General features: G+C 60.5%; 20 protein-coding genes and 1 tRNA gene. 16 read left to right on the plus strand and 5 right to left on the minus strand.

Features of this window, described 5'->3' with window-relative positions:
• The first annotated feature begins 80 nt into the window (after positions 1-80).
• Complete coding sequence (locus OXE05_09580) at positions 81-638, plus strand: VTT domain-containing protein (protein MCY4437567.1); 558 nt, start codon at positions 81-83, stop codon at positions 636-638.
• Positions 639-1,055: 417 nt separating this feature from the next.
• The gene (locus OXE05_09585; protein ID MCY4437568.1) at positions 1,056-1,466 is read left to right on the plus strand and encodes a DnaJ domain-containing protein; all 411 of its coding nucleotides are present in this window, start codon (positions 1,056-1,058) and stop codon (positions 1,464-1,466) included.
• 728 nt (positions 1,467-2,194) lie between these two features.
• On the opposite strand, the gene OXE05_09590 is transcribed toward OXE05_09585, so the two are convergent.
• The gene (locus OXE05_09590) at positions 2,195-3,295 is read right to left on the minus strand and encodes an ABC transporter ATP-binding protein (protein ID MCY4437569.1); all 1,101 of its coding nucleotides are present in this window, start codon (positions 3,293-3,295) and stop codon (positions 2,195-2,197) included.
• Positions 3,296-3,965: 670 nt separating this feature from the next.
• Here OXE05_09590 and OXE05_09595 point away from each other — a divergent pair.
• Positions 3,966-4,682 (plus strand): hypothetical protein, encoded by a 717-nt coding sequence (locus OXE05_09595; GenBank protein MCY4437570.1) that lies wholly within the window; start codon positions 3,966-3,968, stop codon positions 4,680-4,682.
• Positions 4,683-4,887: 205 nt separating this feature from the next.
• Here the strand turns inward: OXE05_09595 and OXE05_09600 are convergent, their stop codons facing one another.
• The gene (locus OXE05_09600; GenBank protein ID MCY4437571.1) at positions 4,888-5,445 is read right to left on the minus strand and encodes a superoxide dismutase family protein; all 558 of its coding nucleotides are present in this window, start codon (positions 5,443-5,445) and stop codon (positions 4,888-4,890) included.
• 225 nt (positions 5,446-5,670) lie between these two features.
• On the opposite strand from OXE05_09600, the gene OXE05_09605 reads away from it, so the two are divergent.
• From OXE05_09605 to OXE05_09620, 4 genes are all read left to right on the plus strand, one after another.
• On the plus strand, positions 5,671-7,002 hold the full coding sequence (locus OXE05_09605) for an aminotransferase class III-fold pyridoxal phosphate-dependent enzyme (GenBank protein MCY4437572.1): 1,332 nt from the start codon (positions 5,671-5,673) through the stop codon (positions 7,000-7,002).
• Between the two features lie 103 nt (positions 7,003-7,105).
• Positions 7,106-8,041, plus strand: coding sequence for a glycosyltransferase family 2 protein (locus OXE05_09610; GenBank protein ID MCY4437573.1), 936 nt, complete (start codon positions 7,106-7,108; stop codon positions 8,039-8,041).
• A 33-nt stretch (positions 8,042-8,074) separates the two neighbouring features.
• A complete protein-coding gene (locus OXE05_09615) occupies positions 8,075-9,874 on the plus strand; it encodes a glycosyltransferase (protein MCY4437574.1) in 1,800 nt (599 codons plus the stop codon).
• A gap of 48 nt (positions 9,875-9,922) precedes the next feature.
• On the plus strand, positions 9,923-11,161 hold the full coding sequence (locus OXE05_09620; GenBank protein ID MCY4437575.1) for a glycosyltransferase family 4 protein: 1,239 nt from the start codon (positions 9,923-9,925) through the stop codon (positions 11,159-11,161).
• Between the two features lie 621 nt (positions 11,162-11,782).
• On the opposite strand, the gene OXE05_09625 is transcribed toward OXE05_09620, so the two are convergent.
• The gene (locus OXE05_09625) at positions 11,783-12,679 is read right to left on the minus strand and encodes a phosphoribosylaminoimidazolesuccinocarboxamide synthase (protein MCY4437576.1); all 897 of its coding nucleotides are present in this window, start codon (positions 12,677-12,679) and stop codon (positions 11,783-11,785) included.
• Between the two features lie 112 nt (positions 12,680-12,791).
• On the opposite strand from OXE05_09625, the gene OXE05_09630 reads away from it, so the two are divergent.
• On the plus strand, positions 12,792-13,586 hold the full coding sequence (locus tag OXE05_09630; protein MCY4437577.1) for a VOC family protein: 795 nt from the start codon (positions 12,792-12,794) through the stop codon (positions 13,584-13,586).
• 227 nt (positions 13,587-13,813) lie between these two features.
• Here OXE05_09630 and purB read toward each other — a convergent pair whose 3' ends face one another.
• Both purB and OXE05_09640 read right to left on the minus strand, forming a co-directional pair.
• On the minus strand, positions 13,814-15,109 hold the full coding sequence (purB, locus tag OXE05_09635; protein ID MCY4437578.1) for an adenylosuccinate lyase: 1,296 nt from the start codon (positions 15,107-15,109) through the stop codon (positions 13,814-13,816).
• Between the two features lie 528 nt (positions 15,110-15,637).
• Positions 15,638-15,916, minus strand: coding sequence for a MoaD family protein (locus OXE05_09640; GenBank protein ID MCY4437579.1), 279 nt, complete (start codon positions 15,914-15,916; stop codon positions 15,638-15,640).
• Between the two features lie 429 nt (positions 15,917-16,345).
• On the opposite strand from OXE05_09640, the gene OXE05_09645 reads away from it, so the two are divergent.
• From OXE05_09645 to OXE05_09680, 8 genes are all read left to right on the plus strand, one after another.
• Positions 16,346-17,128 carry an amidohydrolase family protein gene (locus tag OXE05_09645; protein MCY4437580.1) on the plus strand — a complete coding sequence of 261 codons (783 nt, stop codon included), beginning with the start codon at positions 16,346-16,348 and terminating at the stop codon, positions 17,126-17,128.
• Between the two features lie 528 nt (positions 17,129-17,656).
• Entirely contained in the window at positions 17,657-18,343 is a 687-nt protein-coding gene (locus tag OXE05_09650) for an RraA family protein (GenBank protein MCY4437581.1), read from the plus strand.
• A 4-nt stretch (positions 18,344-18,347) separates the two neighbouring features.
• Positions 18,348-19,004: an NUDIX hydrolase N-terminal domain-containing protein gene (locus OXE05_09655; protein MCY4437582.1), complete on the plus strand. Its 657-nt coding sequence runs from the start codon at positions 18,348-18,350 to the stop codon at positions 19,002-19,004.
• A 925-nt stretch (positions 19,005-19,929) separates the two neighbouring features.
• Positions 19,930-20,004, plus strand: a tRNA-Lys gene (locus OXE05_09660).
• 346 nt (positions 20,005-20,350) lie between these two features.
• Positions 20,351-21,133, plus strand: coding sequence for an amidohydrolase family protein (locus tag OXE05_09665; protein ID MCY4437583.1), 783 nt, complete (start codon positions 20,351-20,353; stop codon positions 21,131-21,133).
• Positions 21,134-21,428: 295 nt separating this feature from the next.
• Positions 21,429-22,826 carry an MmgE/PrpD family protein gene (locus OXE05_09670; GenBank protein MCY4437584.1) on the plus strand — a complete coding sequence of 466 codons (1,398 nt, stop codon included), beginning with the start codon at positions 21,429-21,431 and terminating at the stop codon, positions 22,824-22,826.
• 187 nt (positions 22,827-23,013) lie between these two features.
• The gene (locus OXE05_09675; protein MCY4437585.1) at positions 23,014-23,787 is read left to right on the plus strand and encodes a glucose 1-dehydrogenase; all 774 of its coding nucleotides are present in this window, start codon (positions 23,014-23,016) and stop codon (positions 23,785-23,787) included.
• A gap of 484 nt (positions 23,788-24,271) precedes the next feature.
• The gene (locus OXE05_09680) at positions 24,272-24,682 is read left to right on the plus strand and encodes a hypothetical protein (protein ID MCY4437586.1); all 411 of its coding nucleotides are present in this window, start codon (positions 24,272-24,274) and stop codon (positions 24,680-24,682) included.
• Positions 24,683-25,145: the final 463 nt, after the last annotated feature.

The raw sequence follows: 25,145 nt of genomic DNA on the forward strand, positions 1-25,145 counted from the left end.
CTCTGTTCGACCTTCTTCACGATCTCGTAGACTGGGTACTGGCCTGGGCGGAATCGCCGTATGGTGGGTTAGCGCTCTTTGTGCTTTCGGCGGCGGAATCGATAATCTTTCCGGTGCCGCCGGACCCCTTGCTGATTGCGTTGGGCGTGGGCAAGCCGAGCTTCGCGCTGGCATTCGCTGCCATCTGCCTCCTCGGTTCGCTCGTCGGCGCGGGCATCGGCTATATGATCGGCATGTGGGGCGGACGACCGGTGGTAGACCGCCTCTTTTCGCAAGACAAGATAGATTTCGTTGAGCAGAAGTACCAGCGCTACGACGTGTGGGCGATCCTCATTGCCGCCCTCACGCCGATTCCCTATAAGGTGTTCACGGTGACGGCGGGCATGTTTCGGCTGCATTTCGGCCGCTTCATGCTGGCGTCACTGGTCGGACGGGGGGCACGCTTCTTCGCCGTGGGCTTCTTAATCGCTCTCTTTGGCGAGCCGATAGCGGCCTTCATCGACCAATATCTTGACATCTTGTTCATAGTCTTTATGATATTGCTTATCGGCGGATTCTTTGTCATCCGGATTCTGACACGCTCGGGAAAGCCTCCAGGTTCCAGTGAGGTGAAGATTTCGGAAGAGACCGCGCCGTAGCTGAGGAACAATAGGCGTCATGCGGCTACGGTTGGGAGTATGATGGTGGTAAGCGCCGGTGTTTATTCTCAATACGGAACGAGTGGTGAATAGGGGAAGCAGGGCTTCTCGCCGTCACTCCGGCTTTCGCCGGAGTCCAGGGCGGGGGAGATGGAATAATCCCTGCCTCTTATCAAGTACGAGGCAGGCTATTAGCTGGAAACGCCATGGCCTTGCCTAGGCACACAACAGAATGTAAATGAGAGGGCGGCTTCTTGACGTCATTCCCGCGCACGCGGGAATCCATCTTCTCTGCGCACACGCTAGATTCCGGCTTTCGCCGGAATGACGGAGGTTTGGCAGTCTATTTTCATGGTGATGACGGAACTGGATACCTGCGACGTGACTATCGAGCGATAAGCGACGAGCACTCTTGCCATGCAAAGTTACTATGACGTACTCGGTGTCGCTGAGGATGCCGAAGCCGACGAGATCGAAGCGGCGTTTCGGCGCGCTCTCGCGTCCGCGCAGGCGGAAGCAGAGAGTGACGCTACCGCAGACGTGGCCGCGCGCATGCGGACGTTGGCGGAAGCCTACGAGATCCTGTCTAATCCTACGTACCGCACTGCCTACGACCTCAAGCGAGCGAAGAAGGAGCCGTTTCCGGTACCCAAGCCAATCGCCGGCTCCAAGCTCTTTCGCGCGTTGAAAGCCAGCGGCTCCACCCTCGTCAAGGATGTGAAGGAACAGTACGACAACGACCCCTCCATCAGAAAAGACTTCGACCGTTCCATTCAGCTCGGCCGCAAAGTGGCCCGCGCCGCGCGGTTTCTCCGTTTCTTGCGGTAGGGCAAGTGGGGCTCTCACCCATTCCCGCCGCGCGATCTTCCTAAACTGCCGTTGCGCTTACACGGCATGCGCCTCAGCTACTAAGTCCGTGATCGGACCTATACTACACGCCCGACCCGGGTCGGTGTAGGACATTGGCACCAAAGAGCGGGGGACAAGCCCCAAGGTTGTTGCAATTAACTTCCTAAGGAAAGAAACCGCGCCCCCAGTTCCAAGGTAGCGCAGGTCATTTGAATGGCTCAGGCCAGGTTTGCGACCCCGTATCACGTACGGGGCAGGCTCTGCGCCCGCCTGTTGGCATGCTGTCCCTGTGATTGTATGTTTCTCTTAATTGCCGCAACGCTGAAGTTTCCCCTCACCCCGGCCCACTCCCCCAGGAGACCTTTGCGAAACCCAAGCGGAAACGAGAACGTTCCCTCTCCCTCGACGGGAGAGGGAGTGCCCCTGCTTGAAAGTGGGGTTATGCAAAGGTCTCCCCAGGGAGAGGGTGTATAGACTTCGCCTGTAAGCGTAGTAACGCAAAGATCTCCCAGGGAGTGGGTGCAGTGCGCGCCCATTGAGCGTATTGCCTTGATCTCAATGCGACAGCATTGGGGACAAGCCCCCGCGCTCCTGCTGATCAACGAGACTCGTAGATGCACGAGCAACGAAACAGTAGTCGCTTTCAGGAGCTTGGTCGTCCTGCAACCCGTGCAGAACAATAGCGAGAGAGGCTGGCGCTCGCCAGGCTAAGTGGAATCGTCAGTGTTTTCCGGCGGTCCGTTGCCGTCGCGGATCAGCGCCATGAGGTTTTCGGCGGCTTGGGAGACCGTGACCGGCGTCTTGGTGTCGACGCCGCGCTGGCGTAACTCGCCAAACAGTTCGCTCAGGATCGGCGGCGAGACATTGGCCTCCCGCAGCATCTCGTCCTGCTCGAAGAGGTCTTCCACGCAGTAGCGGCACACGATGCCGCGCTGGCCGTCCAGCACGTAGACGCCGTCGGAAATCGCTGGGATCAGGTCCAGGTGATGGGTGGAGATGATGAGCGTGGTGCCGCGCTCGCGGTTGAGGGTGTTGAGAAGAGCGATGAGGTCGTCAGGGAAAGCGGGATCGAGCCCCTCGAACGGCTCGTCGAGCACCAGCAACTCCGGCTGCATCACCAATGCGCCCGCCAGCGCCACGCGGCGCTTTTCGCCGGCCGAGAGGTAGTGGGGGACTTTGTCCTTGAGGTGCGCAATGCGCAGGGTTTCCATGACGGCGTCCGTGAGCCGCGCGACGTCCTCGGCTGGCATCCCGTAGTTTCGAGGTGAGAACGAAATGTCTTCCCAGACGGTTGGGGCCAGAATCTGGTACTCCACGTTCTGTAACACCACGCCGATGCGCTGGCGGATTTTGATGAAATCCCTGCCGGGATCGTGTCCCAAAACCTGCACCACGCCCTCGCTGGGCCGCAGCATGCCGAGCAGCAAGAGGAAGAGGGTGCTCTTGCCCGCGCCGTTCGCGCCCACTACCGCCACGCGGTCGCCCGGCCAGATGGCAAGATCGCATCCGGCCAGATCCACTTCCGTGCCGTCGGCATAGGAGTGGCGAAGATTGTGCGTCTTGACGAGCGGCTGCACAGTGTGTTCTACCTCAATACAATTGTCATCTTTCCTGTCATTATAGTACGTGGAAAACGTGATTGGAAACGTGGCTTGGCAACGAGTCCTTTGCCTGTCACTGCATTCCTGTGTGCCATCTGCGCGAGAACGCGCCTCCAGACCGCACGGCTGCCCGCTCAACGGTTTATTCTGAATGCGAGAGTGTATAAAGTACGTATCGCAAAACAGCGTAAATGTCAGGTAGTTCATTGACGGATTTGGTGGAAAGTGTTGTGGGTCTAGCGTCGTACATACCACTGCACATGTCATACCTGAAAGTGTCAGTAAATTCGTTGACAGATCTGATAGAAGAATTATGGGAGTAGACTCTGTGCTTGCCTGCGTACATGTCATTCCGAACGGAGCGCAGCGGAGTGAGGAATCTCGTGTGTGAGTCCACTAAACTGCGTACAGCATGGCATTAGATTCCGCGAACATCGTTCGGCGCTTGGCTCGGAATTGTAAATGTCAGGTAATTCGTTGACAGATTCAAGTACGAAAGCATCCTTCCGCAGTGCTAGACATGACTAGTACACATGTCATTCCGAACGAAGCGCAGCGAAGAGAGGAATCTAGTGTGCTGAAGCCGCTAAAGTGCGTTGAGCAGGGACCCTAGATTCCTCGCTCCGCTCGGAATGACATGCACCGTCAACTCCTCAGAATGGAAAGTGGATTCTGTCAACGAATTATTCAACACTCACAACAAAGATATCTTCTTGCGAGATCTTAGCCGATCTGCGTGACTGTTACCTCTTATCAAGGATTTAGAGGCTTGGTACTCTCTCCTAGGCGCAATTGCGTGCGAAACGCAACTTCGAAACGGTTGTAGACTGACATTCTTCCGCACTTGCCAAGCCAAGAGCCACCGGTGTACGACACTATGACACGAGAAGACATCTTCGCTGCGGTCCAATGCCGCGTCGCAGAGGAAGACCTATTTGCGGCCAGCGCATACGTGCTAGGCGTCGGCGCCACGCAGGCAGTCGTCGCGGCTTTCGAGAATCTCATCCTCGATTGCTATCACAGGGCCAAGTCAGTTGAACAAGTGCTCCACTTTGGCAGTGCCGGTATTCACTATTGCCTGGCAAGCGCGCAAGAACTAGACAGCCATGACGATGCCGCCGCCAGAGAACTCCGGTACGCGGCCAAGCGCATGGCGACGAACGTGGCATCTTTCACGTGGCCCGGCTGGGATGAACCGGGCGTGACGATCTCACCTGAGCTAATGCAACAAGGGATGATGTTTGCCCGCTACAGCGTGCGCCAACTCCATGAACTCGACCCGACCGCAGAACAACTAGCATTCACCTACTGGTTTCTGGGCGCTCATCTCATGGCTGGCAGGCAGTATGCGGAGGCCCTGACTGTGTTTGAAGCAGCCCATGCGTACAATCAAGAGCACGGCAGCGACCCTGAAGGCCGACTGATGCTGGAAGGTTACATCGGACTGACAAAGCTGCTTGCCGGTCAAGAGCAGTGTGGCGACACCGAATATTGCGCCGCAATTACCGCTCTACAGGTGCGCGACAGCGAAGATGCTCAATTCTATGCCGAGCAACTCAAAACCGTCCGCGCCGTTCTTGCGTCACGTGAATAGCCTTCAAACCATAGCCTTCAAACCGGCGACCCAGGCATGGGCAACACCATGAATGCCCCCTAGTCAGCGGTCTCGCTAACAGGAGAAGGCGCAGACTTCCCCTCACCCCGGCCCTCTCCCCGAGGAGAGGGAGTCTATTCGTCTGGCGGCCCGGGTTGTGCGGAGATCTCCGGGGCGAGAGGGTTGTTGCTGTGGCAGCGCGCGTTCAATTGCGCACAATTACGCCGCACGCTACACGACCGCCGGCCCCGGCATCCTCGCCATACGTGTCGGGTTTCTCATGGATGATGATCGCGGAACCGTCCTCGTCGAAGAGCGAGTGGGCGAGGTCCGCCGTCAGGGTCACGTCGCTCGTGAAGACATCAACGCGCACCGTACCGTCGGCTGCCGCGTAGATGTTTGGCAAGTCACCGGCGTGGAAACCGCCTTCATGCGCGTAGCCGTGGCCACGTCCTTTGGGCGTGAAGTGATCTCCGGCCGCCGCGAAATCGGGCGTGCAGCTACCCGTCTCATGGATGTGGAAGCCGTGGCCGCCCGGCGTCAAACCGCTTACGTCTGCCGCGATGATTACGCCATGCGGCCCTTGGGTCAGGGTTACCGTGCCCATGGCGGCGCCGTCCGGCGCGGCCATCTGTGCCGTGGCCGTCGCGCCCACCGCCAGCGGTGCGGCCGGTACTTCCCGCACTTGCACCGCACAACCTGTCGTGAGGAGCAGCGCCGCGGCAGCGAGTAGTGGAAAAGCAACTCTATCGAATAGACGCACCGTGTTCTCCTTTCGCGTATTGCAAACAACTACGCACATGATACAAGATAGAGTGTGAGCGCGCTTCTGCCAACAACGCGCATGTCCGAGCGTGGTGGGCGCTTTTCCCGAACTCGCTGCCGCGGCACACCAGAGGGCGCAGGTTGCAAACCTGCGCTACCGGTACGTCTACCCCTCATTACCGGCTCGTCGGGCCACCGTTGACAAAGAGGGACGCCACAATACATGACACAGAGCAGAGTCCAGCGATCCCTCGATCTCTACCAAAAGGCGGAGCAGCTTATCCCCGGCAGGACGCAACTCATCAGCCGCCGGTCGAGTAGTTTTGCCCACCCCATCAGCCCGATCTATGCCGCGCATGCCAAGGGCTCGCGCTTCACGGACGTTGACGGCAACGAGTACATCGACTGGATGAACGCCGTGACGGCCATCATCCTCGGTCACGCCGAAGACGTGGTGGACGCCGCCGTGAAGGCGCAGATCGACAAAGGCAGCCTCTATAGCCTGAACAGCCCCCTGGAAGTGGAGCTTGCGGAGATCCTAGTGGACACCATCCCCAGCGCGGAGATGGTGCGCTACACCAAGGGCGGCGGCGAGGCGTGCGCCGTAGCCGTCCGCATTGCCCGCGGCACTACCGGCAAAGATAAGATTCTCTTCTCCGGTTATCACGGCTGGCACGACTGGTACCAATCGGCCAACTACCTCGCCGACCCGGAAACCGATGAATTTCCCTTCGCGGGCATCGAACCCATCGGCGTGCCCCGGGCGCTGGCAGGCACCGCGGTCCCCTTCACCTATGGCGATCTTGCTAGCCTGGAAAGTGCCTTTGCGGAACACACAGGCGAGGTTGCGGCGGTAATGATGGAAGCAATGCGCTCCGAGCCGCCGGACCCGGGCTATCTGGAAGCGGTCAAGTCCATGTGTCACGCCAACGACGCGCTCTTCATTCTCGACGAAGTGTCATCAGGCTGGCGCTTGTCCCTTGGCGGCGCGCAGGAGTGGCTCGGTGTCACGCCCGATATGGCCACCTTTGCCAAGTCCATGTCGAACGGCTACGCCATGGGCTGCGTAGTGGGTACCCGCGCGGCGATGGAACCCGCCGGTCGCATGTTCGTTTCAAGTTCGTACTGGAGCGAGACCGTGGGTCTCGCGGCGTCGATCGCGACCATCGGCGAGCTCAAGCGGCGCGACGGGCCCGCGCGCTTCAAGGAAATCGGCGAGAAGGTGCGGGCGGCGCTGCAGGACGCCATAGCATCGGTCGGCATTGCGGCTTCTGTCACCGGCGTCCACACCCTGCCGACGCTGGTATTCGACCTGCCGGAAACCGACTTGAAGAAGCCGATTGAGACGCTCTTCATCCAGGAAATGGTGAAGCGCGGCATCTTCTGTCCGATGACGTTCACGGCCACGCTGGCGCACACCGATACGGACATTGCACGGACTGCCGCGGCTGCGGCGGAGTCTTTGGAGATCGTGAAACGCGCTCTCGCCGGGGAGCTAGACACGCTGCTGGAAGCCGAGACGAAGCGCGAGCCGTTTCGCCGTCTCGTGCGGTAAAGCCCAGAGCTAAGGTTCTGAGCGGACGGGCATGCGGCGCGGCTCCTCGTGCGCAGGAGTGCAAGTTCGCCCTTAAAACTAGAAAGAGGAGTCACGCGGCGGCATGGAAGCGGGCCGGATTAGGCTTTCGGTAATCATCGTCTCGTACAACACGCGGGAACTCTTAGCGCGTTGCCTCGCGTCTATTGCCGCGGAGCCACAACCACCTGATGAGGTTATTGTGGTGGACAATGCGTCCGCCGACGACAGCGTGGTCATGGTGCGCGAGCAATTTCCCCACGTCCAGGTGATTGCCAATGCGGAGAACCGGGGCTTTGCTGCAGCGACCAATCAAGGCTTGCAGTCCGCGACCGGCGACTTTCTCTGCCTGCTCAACCCGGACACTGAGCTCTTCCCCGGCGCTTTGGCTGCGCTCGCTGCCTTCCTTGCAGCGCACGCGGAGGTTGGCGTGGCGGGGCCGACATTACTCCACACCGACGGCACGTATCAACACGCAGCCTTCCGCTTTCCCACACTGCCTATGGCGTTAATTGACTTCTTTCCCCTCAACCATCGCCTGCTGAACTCGCGTTTGAACGGGCGGTACCCGTTCAGGCTCTACGAGCACCCTTTCGCCATGGACCATCCACTCGGGGCATGCATGATGGTGCGGCGCGAGGCGTGCGCCGACGTGGGCCTGCTGGATGAACGGTTCTTCATGTACTGCGAGGAGATCGACTGGTGCCGCCGCATCAAGCAGGCGGATTGGGAAATCATGCACGTACCCGGCGCGCGCGTAGTGCACCACGGCGGTCAGAGCACCAAGCAGACCGCCGGACGCATGTTCGTGGAGTTGCATCGCAGCCGCTTCCGTCTCTTCGCCAAGCACCATGGGAGGGGCTATCAATGTGCAGCCCGAGCAATCGTGACGGTCGGCATGCTATGGCAACTCATCGGCCTGCTGCCGCAAAGGGTGCGTCACTTCCGCGACCAAATCCTCCAAGACCGCTGGCGAAGCCGTCTGCAGGTGCTGGCGCTTGCGCTCAAGGGCGAAAACTAGCCGATGCCACCAATTCTAAAGTCGGCCCTTAGCATGCAATCCTCTCGCTCTTGCGCAAGTGAGGTTCCCTCTTCGGCGAAACCTCGAACCGGCATTACGGCGGCGGTGCTAACGCGCAACGTGGAGGCAGAAATAGACGCGTGCCTTGCTACCCTTACCTGGGCCGATAGCATTGTCGTCGTGGACGATTTCAGCACAGACGATACGCCCGCCATCTGCGAACGCTTCGGCGCCCGTGTATTCGAGCGCAAACTAGATAGCCTGGCAATACAGCGCAACTTCGCCCTGAAGCACGTGCAGTCCCCGTGGGTGCTCTTCGTGGATTCAGACGAGCGTGTGCCGCCAGCCCTGGCGGAAGAAATCCGTATGGCGGTGTCCGATGAGGCCATTGTCGGGTATTGGATTCCACGCAAGAATCTCTTTGGGAATCGCTGGATGCGTTACGCTGGTTGGGGGCCCGATCATCAACTTAGGCTCTTTCGCGTAGACAAGGGTCGCTACAATCCCACGCACTATACGCACGAAGTTGCCCTACTCACCGGACCCGATGAACGACTCAATGAGCAGCTCATCCACTTTAATTTCCGATCGGTGCGGCACTTCGTTGCCAAGCAGCATTTCCACGCCAGACTTGAGGCGCGTCGGTTCTGGCTCGATGGGCAACGGGTGCGCTGGCGCAACTATATTCTGCAACCCTTGCGCGCGTTTAATCGTCGTTACTTTACGTGGCGAGGCTATGCAGATGGTTGGCTGGGGTTCGCGCTGAGCGCGGCGATGGTCTATTTTGAATGGCGCACGTATCGTAACCTCGCCGCTTTGGAACGGGACCCCACGACGCGGGTGTGGCAGGAGTTTCGCGCCCTACCGGCGGCAACGTGCGATGTATCCGTAGTGATCGTCTCGTATAACGTGGCCGACTTGCTCGCAAGTGCCATCGAATCGGTTTTGGCCGACATGGAGCGCGCCGGCATCGCTGGCGAAGTAATCGTCGTGGACAATGCCTCACAGGATGATAGTGTGGCAACGGTAAGCGCGAGATTCCCCAACGTGCGCCTGATCGAAAACTCCACGAATGTGGGTTTCGGGTGCGCGGCAAACCAGGGGATGCTCGCCGCCAGTGGTGAATTGGTGGTCGTTTTGAATCCCGATGCGAGCGTTCAGCCCGGTTTCTTCGCCGCAGTCCGAGACTATCTGGTACAGGAGCAGCATGTCGGGCTGTTGGGCCCACATATTGTCCAAGCAGATGGTACCACCCAGTCGACCTGCCGCCGATCTTATTCGCTTGTCACCGCACTCTTGGAAAGCACGCCGCTCCAGTGGTGGTTTGGCGAGATGCCCGCTCTGCAACGCTTTTACTGCCGCAACCTCGATGAAACCCAAGCAGCCAAGGTTGCTTGGGTGGTAGGCGCTTGCCTCGTCGTGCGGCGGGAGGTGCTGAAAGCAGTGGGCGGCTTCGATCCGCGCTTCTTCATGTACTTCGAAGAGACCGATTGGTGCCGCCGGGTGAGAGAAGCGGGTTGGGACGTGGGCTATTTTCCCGGAGCGCACGCGCTGCACCACGAGAGCCAGAGCGCCGACCAGGACCTCATCGCCCGCGCCCTGAACTTCCACCGCAGTCGTCATATGTTCATGGCCAAGGAGCGCGGCCGCTTGGTTGCATTGCTATTGCGGGCCGTGATCGGTATCTTGTTTGCCGTCTACACCGTCCAGCAGGCCGCGAAGGTGCCAATAAAGCGACACAACCGAGAACTACGCAAGAACGTCGCCGTGCTCGCACACGTGACACTGTGGTACCTTACCGGCTTCCCGGGCCGGAGACGGCATCACGTATAATACACGCGAAAGTGCTGTCCACGAAGCATCGCCGCGACGGTTTGCGTCTTGCGGCTCCAAGTCCTACTGGCCGCCTGCTTGATTGGCTCGCTCACTGATCCCATGCGTGTACTCTTCATCACAGGCGAATATCCTCCCCTACAGGGCGGCATTGCCGACTACACGGCGGCGCTGCGGGCGGAACTCCGCGCGCTGGACGTCACCAGCGAGGTGCTGACCGACTCCGCCTGCGCCAGTACGGAGCCTACCGTGCATCCCGTAGTGAGCACATGGAGCTTTCCTTTCTGGAGTATCGCCCAACAGATCATCAGCGAACGCCAGATTGACGTGGTGCACATTCAGTACCAGACCGCGGCTTTCGACCTAAACCCTGCCATCAACCTGCTGCCGTGGTATCTGCGGCGGCGCACGCTGCGCCCGGCCATCGTCACCACGTTCCACGATCTTCATGAGCCCTATCTCTTTCCAAAAGCGGGTCCCGCCCGCCGTTGGGTGACCCGCATGCTCGGTCGTCACAGCGACTCACTCGTTTTCACAACGCAAGCTGACCGTGAAGCGTGGGGCGCAGCGGGGGGTGCGGGCAAGCGTCTTGCGGAGAAGACTCCAACCCACCAGATCGACATCGGGGCGAACATTGCCGAAGTCCCCATCACCGCGGAGCGGCGGCAAGCGCTCCGTGCCGAGTGTGGTGTCGCGCCCGAAGCTTTCCTGGTGGGATTCTTCGGCTTCGTTAACCACACCAAAGGGCTCGATACGCTCTTTAAGGCGGTGCGCCTGCTGCGCGACCGGCAGATTCCCGTACAAGTGCTCATCGTTGGCGGCAGCCTGGGCGACAGCGATCCGACCAATGCCGTTTACAAGGAGCACCTGGAACGCATAATTCGCAGGCTGGACTTGGACATGGGAGATATTCTGCTCAGCACAGGCTACCTGGAGGCGGCGGATGCGTCGCGTGCGCTGGCCACCTGCGACGCGTTGGCCCTGCCCTTCACGGACGGAGTATCCTTGCGCCGCGGAAGCCTGCTGGCGGCGCTTGACCATGGCCTGCCGGTGGTGAGCACCAATCCCAAACCACCGTCGCCGGAGATTCAAGAGAGCGGCGCTATGTTGCTCGTGCCTGCCGACGACCCACCGGCCCTCAGCGACGCGCTCTACCGCCTCTACGAAAACCCAGCGCTGGGCGAGACCCTCGGCGCCGCCGCCCGGCAGTTTGCCCAACGCTTCTCATGGCACCGCATCGCCGAACACAACCTGGCTGTGTACACAGAAGCCTGCCGACTTAGGTAGTCGCCGCAAAATTCGAGCCTAGAAGTGTTGCTATGCTTTTCAGGAATCCTTGGCATGACATTGGCCAATAGGCTTGAGAATACCTTTCTCCTTGGAGACCTTTGCGACTCTCATCTTCAGGCGAGAAAACCTCCCTTTCCTGGGGGAGAGGGAACTATTTCGCTACCGCTTGAGTTGCGCAAAGGTCTCCGTAGGGGCAAGAGGCGGGGGGCAAGCCCCAATGTTGTCGCATTAAACATAATGGCGCTGAGCACCGCGCCTCATATCCCCGGTAGCGCACGCCCTTCGACAGAGCCTGTGCTGAGCCTGCCGCAGTGCTCAGGACCGGTTTACAACCCCGTATCGAGTACGGGGCAGGCTCTGCGCCGCGGTAGGGTCACTCTATCTGCAGTGGCTCCCTCATGCGAGATTGCTGCCGGAGAGTGCGCTCTGTGCTCCCACTCAGGCGGGGGACAAGCCCCCGCGCTACTGCTAATCCTCGTTCTAATGTGATAAGAGGAGCTACAGACAATAGGACTCAATTTGGATAGCGGATTCGCAGCGACTACTCTGAGTGCGAGTGCAGCAGGAGGGTCGGTTATATGGAAAAACGCCGCATCCCCAGCGCAGACTGCCCAAAGCCTATGAATGGGTTTCCGGCGGTATGGCCGTGATGCGCCGCAGGGCTTCCTGGTACTTGGCGCTGGTTCTCTGGATGATGTCGTCGGGGAGCGTGGGGGCGGGGGGTTCCATGTCCCAGCCGCTTTGGCGCAGCCACTCGCGGACGAATTCCTTATCGTAGCTGGGCTGGGGATGGCCGGGTTCATAGATGTCGGTATCCCAGTAGCGTGACGAATCCGGCGTAAACGCCTCGTCGATCAGCATGAGTGCGCCCTCGTACAGACCGAACTCGAACTTCGTATCGGCCACGATCAGGCCGGCCTTTTGGGCCTCGGCGCGCCCGAAGTTATAGATTTCGATCGAAGTGGATTCGAGTTGCGCCGCGAGTTCCGTGCCGATACGCGAGGCCAATTCCGCCCGGGAGATGTTCTCATCGTGACCGGATTCAGCCTTGGTCGCAGGCGTAAAGATGGGCTCAGGGAATTCCTGGCTCTCCACCATTCCCGGCGGCAGTTTGTGACCACAGACCTCGCCGGTGCGCACATAGTCGCGCCAACCGGAACCGGCCAGATACCCGCGCACGACGCACTCGGCCTCGATGCGTTCCGCCTTGTGCACCAGCATGCTGCGCCCAGCGAGCATCTCGCTGTCGGCCTGCAGTTCCGCGGGATACGCCGTCACGTCGGTGGTGATGAGGTGGTTGGGAACCAGGTGCCCCATGCGCCGAAACCAGAAGGCGGAAAGTTGATTGAGCACCCGCCCTTTTTCCGGGACGCCCATGGGCAAGACGACGTCGAACGCTGAAATGCGGTCGGTGGTGACGATGAGCAAGTGCTCGACCAGATCGTAGATGTCGCGCACTTTGCCGCGCGCGAAACGGGGTACGGGAAGCGCCGTTTCCAGAATCACGTCAGCCATCGTCAGCTATCTTCTCCGGCCTCATTGCCCGTCCTGATCCTCACCCTCTATCATATACTGTGGAGGCCAAACGGGCTTCCAGGGCGACTCAAGCAACCACACAGAGGTGACAATGGAAATAACGAAACACCAACCCGGCATGTTCAGCTTTGCGGATCTGGGCACACCCGATCTCGCAGCCTCTAAGCAATTCTATACGGCGTTTCTGGACCTGGAACTGTTAGAAATGCCGCTTCCCGACGGCACGGAATTTTGCATGCTCCGCAAGCGGGGCAAGAGCGCGTTTTCGCTGTACGCAATGCCGGACGAGATGAAGCAGATGACCGGCGGCCGGCCGGTGTGGCAGAGCTACTTCACGGTCGTGAGCGCCGACGAAACATCAGCAAGAATCAAGGAATTGGGCGGCACCGTGGCGCAGGAGCCATTTGACGTCATGGACGCGGGACGCCTGCTCGTCGCCCAGGACCCCACGGGCGCCCCATTCTCCGTCTGGCAGCCTGGCACCCAGATCGGCGCCGAGGTCTTCGGCGAGCACGGCGCGCTGGCGTGGAACGAACTCTATACCCGCGATACGGCAGCCGCTGGGGATTTCTACACGGGCCTCTTCGGCTGGTCGGTGGTGAAAACGCAGAGCGGCGACGGCGGCGAGTACAACCTGTTTAGTATTGGCGACAGACCGGCAGCCGGCATGATGGCAATTCGAGAGGAATGGGGTCCAATGCCCCCGAATTGGTCCATCTACCTCGCCGTTGCCAATCTGGACGCATCGCTGGAGAAGCTGCAGAGCCTCGGCGGGCAGCAGATTTCCCCTGCCATGGCGGTGGAGGGCGTGGGACGCTTTGCCTTTATTTGTGATCCCCAAGGCGCTTATTGCACCATCATCGAACCGGTGCCGCACGACGAATAGGCTCGACATCGATCCCGGGAACGCTGCACCCAACTTGCCCCTTGGCCCCGTTTACCATTCGTCCTGAGTATCGTCTATCGTTCGTGCTGAACATCGCTTGCCGTTTGTGCTGAATACCGTTTACCGTTCATCCTGAACATCGTTTACCGTTCGTGCTGAGCTTGTCGAAGCATGAACGGTAAACAGAGATCGCCCGCTCGAACGATCGCCGGTGTCGGCCTGACCCCTCACGCCAGCCCCATGCGCTTGTACGACGCCTCGATGTTGCGCACGTGATGGCGCACGTCAAAGAGCGCGTCAATCTCGCCTTCATCCAGATGTTCGCGCACCCGCGCGTCGTCCTTGAGGAGTGAGCCGAAGTCCGCGCCGGTTTCCCACGCGGCGGTGGCGTGCTCCTGGACGATGGTGTAGGCATTCTGTCGCGTGAGCCCGCAATTGACCAGGGCCAAGAGCACTGACTCGCTGTAGACGAGGCCGCGTGTTTGGTTGAGGTTGCGCAGCATGTTCTCGGGGTACACCTGCAAATCTGCCATGACGCGGGTAAACAGCGCGAGCATGTAGTCGAGAACAGTGCACGAATCGGGGAGAATGACGCGTTCAGGCGCGGAGTTGGTGATGTCGCGTTCGTGCCAGAGGGCCACGTTTTCCAGCGCCGTTAGCGCGTAGGACCGCATCAGGCGAGCCAGGCCCGAAACCCGCTCACATCTGGCGGGATTGCGTTTGTGGGGCATGGCGGATGAACCCACGCGACCGCGCTCGAAGGGTTCTTCCACTTCCAAGACCTCGGTGCGTTGGAGATTGCGGATTTCGGTCGCGAATTTATCCAGCGAAGAGCCAATTACGGCCAACGTAGTCACAAAATCGGCGTGGCGGTCACGCTGGATGATTTGCGTCGAGGTGGGCGCTACGTCAAGGCCCAATCCGGCACACACGCGGTCCTCAATGGCGGGCGGCACGTTGGCGTGAGTGCCCACCGCGCCGGATATCTTGCCCACGGCTACCTGCGCCCGTGCCGCCTCCAAGCGTTGCCGGTTGCGGCGCATTTCGTCCACCCAGACGAGCAGCTTGTACCCAAACGTAATCGGTTCCGCCTGCACGCCGTGGGTGCGGCCGATCTGCGGTACATCCTTGTACGTGACCGCCGCTGCCTCAAGCACGCCGCTGAGTTCATCGATGTCGTCCAGCAGCACGTCCGCAGCGTCCCGCAGCCGGATGCCGGTTGCCGTGTCCTCCACGTCGTAGGAGGTCAACCCAAGGTGGAGAAAGCGGCTTTCGTCTCCCAGTTGTTCCGCCACCGCCATGAGGAAGGCGTTGAGGTCGTGGTCGATCTCGCGCTCTATCTCCGCGATGCGTTCCAGGGACGGGGTCCGCGCGTGGCGCAGCTTCGCCATGTCTTCTGCGGGGACCGTTCCGTGCTCTGTCCACGCATCGCACACGGCAAGTTCTACCTGCAGCCACGTGGCGAACTTGCGGTCCTCAGACCAAATCATGCCCATTTTGGGTCGCGTGTAGCGGGGAAGCATGGGGATTTCTCTCGAATCTAAGAACTGTCGCACGAGCGATTGGGAAATTGCAGTCCACTTGCCATTCTAGGAGAAGGGCCTGGCTCTGTCCAACAGTGGAAAACGGGAACCGGCCGTGCTGCGCAAACAACTGCCGGCAAGGCCCATCTTGAACGGCGAAACGAGAGGAACAGTGGTGACCCAGATAAACCAGGCAAGGGGCGATGGGGAGACAGTGCTGAGTCGGCGGCGCGGCAGGCGGGAAAGGCGAGATAGGAGGTCGGCGCGTTTGCACTTCGACAGGCTCAGTGCGAACGGATAGGAGAGCTGATTGGCGGATCCAATATGAACCGACAGGCCCGGTGGGAACGGATTAGGTAGGAGTCGGCTGATCGGAACGCACTTCGACAGGCTCAGTGCGAACGGGAACTGTGGCCGGCGGCTGATCGGATGGCACTTCGACAAGCTCAGTGCGAACGGATTCTAGTTCCTAGGCCCAACCAGATTGGACTCTGACAGGCTCAGTGCGATCGGAGATGCTGCGATAGGCTATAGACCGCCCGCCATGGCGGGGATCACTGAGATCTCGTCGCCGTCGGAGAGCGCGGTGTCTTTGCCTTGGAGCGTGCGTACTTCTTCTGAGTTGACGTAGACGTTGAGGTAGCCGGGGATATCGCCGTTTTCGTCTGCGATCTGTGCGCCGATGCCAGGGAACTGGCGCTCCAGTTCCTGCAAAAGCTGCGCAACGTTTGCCGCTTCGAGTTCCACCCGGGACTGATTGCCGGTGAAACGACGATACGGTGTCGGAATGTAGACTTTTACTCCCATCGCGATGGGTCCTTAGCTTTATTTTCGTTAGCTTGTGTACCAACTCTTACTATAAGCTATCTCGATGCTGCGGCTCAACGTGGCAACTCGTATCGGGGCCATCTTGGCTATCCTGGGGAAGACGCCAAGGAAACGCCCGTACTTTGCCGGCGCAGCTTTGCGTGTCCGCACTGCTCTCATTACGTCGATCGCCGCTAGGCAAGCGGCCGGTAGCAACGGTAAGATGTAACCGGATGTGGGCGCGTGTGTTCTCGCTTCGAATAACTTGCAGTGTACACGTCAAGTAGGTCGGCCAGTTCCCAGCAGGTATGACTGCGCTCATGCGGAATTGACCCGGCATACACGTACCGCGTGACCTTGAGCGGCACGCGCCCAGGACGCCGACAACGCAAGAAACAATCTTCCACTACAAGACAGGAGACTCGAGCTATGGCGGAAGGTAACGGGCGACCCGAACTCTTCGATGTCAACGTCTCACTTGGCCCATTGCCGCAGCGGCCGCCGGGGTCGCCCGTCGATGCCGCGAGCTTGCTGGAGCTGCTGGATGCGTATGATATTTCACGGGCGCTGGTGACGCATACCCATGCCAAGTGGCACGACCCCACAGACGGCAATGAACGTCTCTTGCAGGCCATTGCCGGCGAGCCGCGCCTTTCCCCGTGTTGGGTGGTAATGCCTGCTGCCACGCGTGAAGTGCCGCCGGAAACGGAGCAAGTCGATCAACTGCTGGCGGCAGGTGCGCGCGCCGCGCGACTCTGTCCCAAGACCCACATCCTCGTGCTCGAACCGTGGGTGATCGAGCCGCTCGCGCAAGCCCTCGCCGACAAACGGGTGCCGGTTCTGCTCGACTTCGACAACGCCCACTACAGCGAGCCGCGGCACTGGGACTTCATCGCGTGGCTGCTGGAGGCGTTTCCCGATTTGCCGGTGATTCTCTTGCGGCAGTCCCACGCCGACTTTCGCGTGCTCTTCCCGCTGCTCGAACGCTCGCCGAACCTCTATGTGGAAACTTCCTATCTGGGCGGGCACAGCGCCCTCATTGAACTGGCAGAGCGGTGGGGAGCCGAGCGCTTCATCTTTGGCACCGGCCTGCCGATTTTCGAACCGGCTTTGCCCATCACTACGCTGTCTTACGGCGGATTGGAGCCCGCAGCGCGCGCGGAAATCGCGGGGGCAAGCCTGCAGCGTCTCCTCGACGGCTGCAAGGTGTAGGTACTGCATGCGTGGCCACGACGCTAATTCATCGGACGAGCCTTGCTTCCTCAAGGAGACGAATGCGAAATCTCTCTTGGGCGCAATTTCGTTTCCTCTACCTCATGAGAACCTTGCGTAACCTTTGCCAATACGAGGAAGTCCCCTCTCCCAGCGAAACCATGGCGTATCTAGATCTTGAGGAAATTGTGCTACCCCCTCTCCCCGGGGAGACCTTTGCGAAACCTACGGGGAAACGAGAGCGTTCCCTCTCCCTCGACGGGAGAGGGCTAGAGCCTGCCCCGTACTCGATACGGGGGTGAGGGTGAATCTCCTGAAAGCTATCCACATGCACACCGAATCTGCCCTGATACGTCTTGACACTGCACAGCGTAAAGGGCCATTGTATAAAGAGAACCCCTCACCAATACAACCGCCATCTCCTTCCGACGGTCGCAAAAGCAGCGGACTCCAGTACGTGTGGCGAGGAGCGCGCGCCTCCGCCGTGCACATGAGCAAGAACTATTCAATCGATTAAGGAGCCTCCCAGTGTCCACCTTCGCACACCTCACACCCGCGCAGCTTGCTGCCCTGCGGGCGATAGACAGTCCTACCATTGCCAACGCCATCGAAGAATTCGACGTGCGCGACCGCCGCGCCGGGTACATGGATGGATCCATTCGCTGCATCTACCCTGATCTCGGCGAGATCGTGGGTTATGCCTTCACTGTCACCTTCAAGAACCGCGAACCGGGCGACCCGCCCATGCGCCAGGAGTGGGTCAGGGCGCTGGAACACGCGGCGGCCGTGCCTGCCCCGCGCATCTTGGTGGCCCACGACGCCACGCCGGAGGTGCCGGCGGCGCTCTTTGGCGAGATTATGTGCACGCTGCTCACGCGCCTCGACTTCGTGGGCGTCATCACCGACGGTACCGTGCGCGACCTCAATGAGGTGCGGGAGCTCGGCCTGCAGTATTTCGCGTCCAGCGCAATCGTCTCTCACGGGCAAGTCACGGTAGAATCTTTTGCCACGCCGGTGACCGTTGCGGGCCTCTCCGTCGAGACTGGCGACCTGCTGCATGCCGACTGCAACGGCGTCGTCCAGATTCCCGCCGAAATCGCGCCCGAGGTCGCCGCCAAAGCCGAGGAAGTCCGCCAGGACGAGGCAAGACTCCTCGACGCTCTCGCCGATCCGGCGTTTTCGCTAGAGGAATTTAAGAAGGTCATGTTGGGGTAAGCACATGGCCAATGCAGAGCAGAACAAAACTCGCGAAGAAATGCAGGACATTGCCGATCAGTTGCGGGCGATTGGGCAGACGGGGCTCTTCTATGCGCGGCGGGAGGATGACGAGTACGACATTGCCCGCTACGAGCGCGTATTGGAGTTGGCCGCGCGGCTCATTGCGCTCGCTGATACGCGCTCGGTAGACGAGATTCTGAAGATATACAACGGCGACATTGACGTGCAGTCGCCGAAAGTAGCGGCGTTTGGCGCGGTCTTCGATCCGCAGGGCCGCGTGCTGCTCATACAACGGTCAGACAACCGCCTCTGGGCCATGCCGGGCGGCATGGTGGAGGTCGGCGAGACCGCGGCACAGGCGGCGGAACGGGAAATCTGGGAGGAGACCGGCGTGCGCGTGCGCGCCGAGCAGCTTATCGGTATTTACGACAACCGCGCCTACGGCGGCCGCGCGCCGTTTCAGACGTATATGGTTGGGTTCATGTGCTCGTTCGTTTCCGGTACGCCGCACCCGACGAGCGAAGCCCTGGACGTAGGCTACTTTACCGAAGATGCGCTACCGTCGCTCACGCCCGGCGCCCGCGACCGCGTGCCTCAGGCCTTCGCCTGGCAGCGCGCCGAGCGCACCGAGTCGCACTTCGAGCGTGAGCTTGCGTGAACATCTACCCTCTGAGTGCAATCACACGGATCGCGCCAAAGCGACGGGAAGCCAAGCACGTCGCGCGGGGGCTTGGCCCCCCGCTTGGAGAGCTTTGCCTAGCCCTCATCGTACGAGTGGGAATTGCTCCCTCTCCCTGGGGAGAGAGCTTTGCCTAGCCCTCATCGTACGCGCGGGAATTGCTCCCTCTCCCTGGGGAGAGAGCTTTGCCTAGCCCTCATCGTACGAGTGGGAATTGCTCCCTCTCACCGGGGAGAGTGCTTTGCCTAGCCCTCGTCGTACGCGCGGGAATTACCCCCTCTCCCGGGGGAGAGGGTCGGGGTGAGGGGAAACCGGCGCCGCTCAGGTTGAATTCCGCTGGGTTTGCAGAGCTACGCAAGGCTCTTCTCGCTTGGGCATGAGTGCACACGGCGCGGAGAAGGTGGATTCCCGCGTTCGCGGGAATGACGGATTACGGCAGCCTGCGTGGGAGTTGTAAGTGTCAGGAAATTCGTTGACAGATTTGGTAGAAGAAACTTGGGAGCAGTACTCTGTGCTCGCCTACATACATGTCATACCGAACGGAGCGTAGCGGAGTGTCGCTCTTAGCGCGGAATCTAGAGTGCTGAGGCCGTGAAAGTGTGTTGGGCAGGGACCCTAGATTCCGCGAACAGTGTTCGACGCCACGCTCGGGATGACAAGGCCTTGTAGCGCTTTCTACTGGAAAGCGAATTCTGTCAACGAATTACCTGACCCTTACAGGAATGACAGGTCGGGAGCGTTGGTCTGCAACCTGCGCACGTGTGGATTCCTGCGCTGTGGTAATGACGGAAGGCTGCAAGAGCTACAACCAACGGAATTGCAGACGCTCTGATTTGCGTCCGGGGCGTCTTGTCCGTCGCCGCGAGCCGGTGCTACAATGCAGGCAAGCCCACAACGCACGCACGGCCCGCTAGCTCAATGGCAGAGCAACTGACTCTTAATCAGTGGGTTCGGGGTTCGAGTCCCTGGCGGGTCACCAAGCATTGCCTCACCTGCGGCTAAACATGCCGCAGTACCCTCTGTGCTCTTGTCATCGTTTCTCGTATTTGCAGCCGGGGATCAAGAGCTACACGCAACCCCGCCACAGCATCGCCGCTCGTCCCGTGAGCTCCCGCAATGGCGCTTTCGTACGACACGTTCATTCGCCAATTACAGCGGGACGCATGCAGTGTATACTCTCACTAACGTACCTCACATGCCCTGGGAGAGCGTAAAGCAGGCGACCAAGGCATCCTTGCCGGCTCGGCCCAGCGCTTCCCTAACGGACCTCATGCCAGCCTGAGGAGCCTTTCGGTGCACGAAACACAACGTGAGCGAGCGTACCGTTGCTCATAGACACCCACACGTACATCGGCCATTGGGGCTTTCGCGCCTTGCCGTGGCGCGATGCGAGCGGCTTGTTGCGCGCCATGGACCGGCACGGCATCGACCAGGCGTGGGTCTCGTCTGCCAGCGCCATCCTCTACCGTAATTCCCACGCGGCCAACGAGGAACTCCACGCCGAGGTGAGCAAGCATCGAGACCGCCTGGTGCCGTTTGCCGTCATCAACCCCACGTACGCCGACTGGGAACACGACCTGGCGGTCTGCCGGGAGGAATTCGGATGCCGGGGCGTGCGGCTCTACCCGCCCTATCACCGCTACACCTTGCGCGACCAGTCTTGCCGTGAACTGGTTGAGGCGGCCATTGCCAGCGACCTTGTGATCTCCGTTCCCCACTGGGTGGAGGATGATCGCGAGCGGTCGTGGCTGCTGGCGCAACCCGGCATCGTGCCGGTGGCGGAAATGGCAGCGCTGGCTGAAGCGCATCCGAATGGGCGCTTCGTCTTTCACTACGGCTTGGGCTTTACGGATACTCCCCTGGGTCAGCGCGGCGCGGTGCAGGCCGCGTACGGGCTGGATATTGCGCGCCTTCCGGTGTTCGTGAAAGAGGAATTGCCCACGCTCCTCACAAGCATCGGCCCGGAGCGGTTGGTCTTTGGCAGCGGCATGCCGCTCACATCGGCGGAGGTGCCGCTCTATAAGCTGGAGGTCCTCGACGTTGCGGTGGAGGTCCTGGAACAAATCCGCTGGCAGAACGCGCAGCGCCTGCTAGGGCTGCAGACCTAACGCTGGGTACCGGCAATTGCTGGTGGACACTGCCTGGTGGAGACCTTTGCGAATCATTTACAAGCATCCGTCAAGCGGGTTTTTACCGTGTGGATTTTCCCCTCACCCCGGCCCTCTCCCCGAGGAGAGGGAGTAATTCCCGCGCCTACGGTTGAATTTATGTCATGTTCTCCCCGAGGAGAGGGAGTAACACCTGCACCTCCAGCCGAAGTCACGCAAGGTTTTCCTCGGAGAGAGGGAACCTCTTACTTTGCCGGACCTAGCGGCGCGGCTGACTCCAAGTAGGTCTACACAGATGGAACCTCTTGAAGCGCTCGTATCCTTCGTCGCTGATCTGCGCTATGAAGACCTGACGCCGAACGCGGTCGCAGCCGTCAAAGTGCAGATTGCCGATGCGCTGGCGTGCGCCCTTGCCGGGTCGGCAGCGCCTTTGACCCCGGAGATCGTGGCGCGGCAAGCCCGCTGGGGCGGCGCGCCGGAAGCGACGGTGCTTGTCTATGGGCATCGCCTGCCGGCGCCCACGGCGGCATGGCTCAATGCGGCCATGGTCCACGCCCACGACTTCGACGATTCGCATCGCGCCTCCAATCAACACGTTTTCGTGACGCTCCTGCCTGCGGCGCTGGCCGCTGCCGAGAGTCTGGGCACACCGATCGCGGGGCGGGACCTCATCACCGCTCTCGCCGCTGCGGCGGAATTTCAGATTCGCCTGGGTCTCTCCGTTCTGCCCCACATGCACGTGGGTTGGCTGCCGACGGCAGTCTTTGGCGGGCTGGGCGCGGCGGCGGTGAGTGGCAAATTGCTCGGCTTGCCAACCGAGGGTATGGCGAACGCCATCGGGCTGGCTTACGCGCAAGCGCAAGGAAACCGCCAGGGGCTCTTGGAAGGAAATGTCGCCAAGCGCCTGACACCGGCATTCAGTGCACGGGCGGGGGTGCATGCGGCGGTGCTGGCCGAAATCGGCGTCACCGGCCCCCATGCGCTCGCGACGGGCGCATACGGACTCTTTGCCCTCTTTGGCGGCGGCTACGGTGACGCATCCGTTCTCACGGCAGGTCTCGGCGCACACTTCGCCGTAGAAGACATTGCCCTGAAGCCGTATCCCTGCTGCCGCGCGGCGCACCGGCCGATAGACATGGCCCTGGAGGCCAAGGATCAGCTACAACCGTCTGACGCAACAGACATTGCCGCCGTGGACGTGTGGCTGCATCCGCGCGGGCACGCTCTGATCGGTCAGCCCTTCCAAATACGGCAGAACCCGCAGGTAGACGCGCAGTTCAGCGCGCAGTGGACGGTGGCTTTTGCGCTGGTGCACGGTGCGCCCGGACTTGCGGACTTCGCGCCGGAGGCGGGGCGCGCAGCCACAGACGTACACAGGCTGGCACAGACGATTAAGGTGCACCGCTTGCCCGACGCTGGACCCGCCACGTTGGAGCGTCTCACGGTGACACTCAAGGACGGACGCCGGGCAGCAATCAGCCATGCCGATGTCAAGGGCGAGCCCAGCCTCCCGTTGACGCGGTCGGAGCGCCGAGGAAAGTTCCTCGCGTGCGCCGGGTACGCCCACCATCCACTGGACGTCAGACAAGCAGAAGCCGTCTTCACCGGCATTGAACGCCTGGAGGAGAGCAACGACATCCGTCCCCTCATCGCGCAACTCGCAACTCCTCCCGGTCATGCGGGCTCGCGGTAGGTACTGAGATCGGGTTGCGGCCACATTCATTGCGCAGGCGGGTATGATGGTAGCGTGCAGCGCAACTTCGGGTATCGTCTCTCTGTTCGTTCCAACGCAGGGAATCAACCGGCGTTGGCAGTGAGACCATTGCATTAACTCGCGAGAGAGTGCGAGCGCGGCCAGTAATCGGACAAAGGAGATTGGAATGAGCGCACTTGAGGGGCGGCGGGCGTTAGTTACCGGCGCGGGCATTGGGATTGGTCAGGGCATCGCGTTGGAGCTGGCCCGCCAGGGGGCGGCGGTGGCCGTGCACTACTATGCCGATAGTGTGGCCGGCGGGCAGGAGACCGTGGCGGCTATCAAGGAAAGCGGCGGCGCGGCAGTTCCGATTGAGGCCGACCTGACGAACGTGGCAGAGTGCCGCCGCGCCGTGGACGAAGCCGCGGCGGGACTAGGCGGTTTGGACGTCTTGGTCAACAACGCCGGTGTTACGGTGGAGCGTCCGTTTCAGGAGACCACCGAGGCGCACTATGACCTGATGTTCGACCTGAACGTGCGCGGCTACTTCTTCTGCGCCCAACAGGCGCTGCCCCACATGCTGGCGCGCGGCGGCGGCAGTATCGTGAATATCTCCTCCGTGCATGGCTATGCAGGCTATCCGTCCCACGTGGCGTACGCCGGCACGAAAGGCGCGGTCAACGCTCTGACCCGCACGCTGGCTATCGAGCTCGCGCCGCAGCATGTCAGAGTCAATACAATTGGTCCGGGTCTCATCGAAGTGCCGCGCTACTTCGACAATCCGGCATATACGACCGAAAAAGGCGCCAGCCAAGTGCCGTGGGGACGCGTGGGGCGACCCGCAGATATTGCGAAAGTAGCAGCCTTCTTGGCCTCTGACGGGGCCGATTTCGTCACCGGCCAGGTAATCTACGTGGATGGCGGCAGTACGGCGCGCATGTCACTAGCGCCGGTTGAGTGAGGTGGCGTAGCTCGGCAGGTGAGCGTGGAGACTGGATGGACTCGCATTACCATTGGGTAAGAGTGTTGTGATGCTCTTGCGAACTGTTTGAATTGGTCCGGATTGGCGCAGAATTCCCCTCACCCCGGCCCTCTCCCCTGTACAGACCGGGGACATAGGTAACAGTTGTTCGGAGACATGGGTTACACATTTTACTGATTGACACCTACGAGAACTTTGGGTTGGTCTGGGATTGAAACGAGACTGGCGACACAGTCCACTTACCTTCAGCCTGTCAGCTTGTGCCAGAGAAACAAACTGTGCATAAGGATATTGAGTGGATCTAACTTTCAAGGCAAGGACATCGCATACTACGAATACCCCATCGTTCTCTGGTGTTACCTATGTGCCCGAACATGTGTAACCCATGTACCCGGTCTATACATCCCCAAAGAGAGGGAGTCTTTGCACCATGTGGCAGCGAACTTGAAAGGGACCGGCAGCTATGCCCAAGGGCGATAAGAAAACAGTTGAAGAGCCTTCGCCGCACATACATCAGTACCGCCGCCTCGCTTGGGCGCTGATGCTGCTCTGGACCTTTGGTTGGGGCATTGTGGGGGTGGGGCCGTGGATAGGCATTCCCGACCTGCAGCAGGACAGCCTGGCCGTACACCTCGTACCGGTCGGCATTGGCATTGTCGGCGGCATCGCAACCCGCCGTCATCCACTGGCGGGCGGCGTGTATTGGCTGATTGCCGGGTTCTTGCTCTCCTCGCTGCTCGTCGTGCGCATGCAGAGCCTCGCGGACATGATCATTTGGTGCTTCGCCGCTTTCCCCGCCCTGGTCACAGGCGTTCTTTTCATCGTCAACCTGACGCCGGCTGAGCGTGCCGAGATTCAGAAGCGCAGACGATGAATTGAGCGCAAGAGGTTCCGAGCAAGAAAGGTGGGGAGTCTCTTACCCGCATTCCAGTGTCCTGGAAAGGAAGCCATGCCTCCGGCTCCTATTCCCACGGTGAGGTGAATCCGACTGCGTGCCGCCGAGACCTTTGCACTCATCTCAAGAGCGGGGGACAAGCCCCCGCGCTACGTCCACCTATCTGGCGGTAGCGCAAGTTTATAACCTGCGCACTCCTGAGCCATAGGCAATCCGATTGTTGGCCGTAATGAGGTGAATCCGACCGCGTGCCGCCGAGACCCTTGCATCCTTCTCAAGAGCGGGGGACAAGCCCCCGCGCTACGTCTGCCTATCTGGCGGTAGCGTAGGTTTGTAACCTGCGCACTCCTGAGCCATAGGCAATCCGATTGTTGGCCGTAATGAGGTGACTCCGACCGCGTGCCGCCGTGTCAATTGCATCCTACTCAAGAGCGGGGGACAA

The sequence above is a fragment of the Chloroflexota bacterium genome (genome assembly GCA_026710945.1).
Lineage (GTDB): Bacteria > Chloroflexota > UBA11872 > VXOZ01 > VXOZ01 > VXOZ01.